This is a genomic window from Streptococcus mitis (assembly GCF_001074635.1).
Lineage (GTDB): Bacteria > Bacillota > Bacilli > Lactobacillales > Streptococcaceae > Streptococcus > Streptococcus mitis_E.
The window spans coordinates 1-1,195 of the sequence record NZ_JUQO01000011.1; the positions used below are offsets into that span (position 1 = coordinate 1).

General features: G+C 32.6%; 2 protein-coding genes and 1 pseudogene. All 3 read right to left on the reverse strand.

The annotated features are described in order from the left end of the window. Nucleotides 1-251, reverse strand: a pseudogene (locus tag ADI58_RS00460) (HNH endonuclease family protein); the annotation flags it as partial. A 72-nt stretch (nucleotides 252-323) separates the two neighbouring features. Next, the gene (locus ADI58_RS00465) at nucleotides 324-605 is read right to left on the reverse strand and encodes a hypothetical protein (RefSeq protein ID WP_049521049.1); all 282 of its coding nucleotides are present in this window, start codon (nucleotides 603-605) and stop codon (nucleotides 324-326) included. Between the two features lie 148 nt (nucleotides 606-753). Then, nucleotides 754-1,195, reverse strand: a 442-nt coding sequence (locus ADI58_RS00470; RefSeq protein ID WP_049521050.1) for an LPXTG cell wall anchor domain-containing protein, incomplete at its 5' end; no start/stop codon positions are given.

The window sequence follows — 1,195 nt, forward strand, 5'->3', positions numbered from 1 at the left end:
GAATCAAATAAAGAAAGACATATAAGAATGAATCTTGTAAACTTTCTATGCTTACTATAAAAATTGGAGATATTTGGAGAAACATAGTATTCATAGATAGTATAATGTCTTTTCACATAATTTATAAGATAATCAGCTAATTCATCAACATTTTCCAAACTAGGATTCTCTTCTTGATTTTTTCCTTTTAAATCTGCAATTATGGATTTATCAAACATTAAGTTTAAATAATCATCATAATTATTTTTCATACTTACAGTGTCTCCCTCTCAAAATCTCTTTTACTTTTAGTGTATTAGCTCGAAAATATTAACTAATAAATCCTATGATTGTGTATTTAAATTAATTTCCCAACCGCCATCTCTGATAATAATCATATCATCTTCAAAACCCACAACTCTTTTATCACCAAAACTTAATGGAGGATTAGCTCCAAATTGCGCTCTAAGGCTATCTTCATTCCACCTTATTAATAAAGTACCATTGTAATATATCACATCAACACGTCCTGAAGTTATTGCATTATTATATTTAATACTATATTTCCAATACCAATTTGTTCCGTTTATTTCACTCAAAATATCTTTTAATCTATATTCAACCATATCAAAATTTCTCCTTTACGCCTCGATTAAAGCGCTTACATTTATTCTAAAGAAAGGCGGATAGAAAGTAGCTTTTAAACTTCTTTCTATCCGTTACTTCCTCCAAGAATTAACACAACCTATTTTCAGTTCAATTTAATGACTCATCTTAATTGTTTCGTGTTTCTTCTTCATCGTCTTTCTTCTTTTTAGCAAATAGCAAACCAAATGCTCCAAGAAGAGAGAGAGCCCCTAATGCACCTGTAGCACGATCTGCTTTCGTACCAGTATTTGGCAATACCGCTTGATTTTGAGAAGGAGCTACCTGAGCATCAACTGTTTGAGTTGGTTGTTCAGCCTGTTTGGTATCTGGCACAGTAGGTTTTTCTGTTTCAGGTTTACGTTCTGTGTTATCAGTTGGTACTTCAGGTGTTGATTGTGGTGTGTTATCTCCACCTTGTTGTTCCCCATTACCTTCTGGTTTAGTTGGAGTAACTTTTCTGAAGACATGAGTTACAACATCACCTTCTTCATTAACATCTGTTCTTACAAATACGTAACCTTCAATTTCACCATGTTCAAATGCTTCATTCGCTTCACCTAATACTGCT

Bases quoted from the DNA above. Each gene is read 5' to 3' on its own strand.
- ADI58_RS00465 (WP_049521049.1), bottom strand. From the start codon at position 605: ATGGTTGAATATAGATTAAAAGATATTTTGAGTGAAATAAACGGAACA.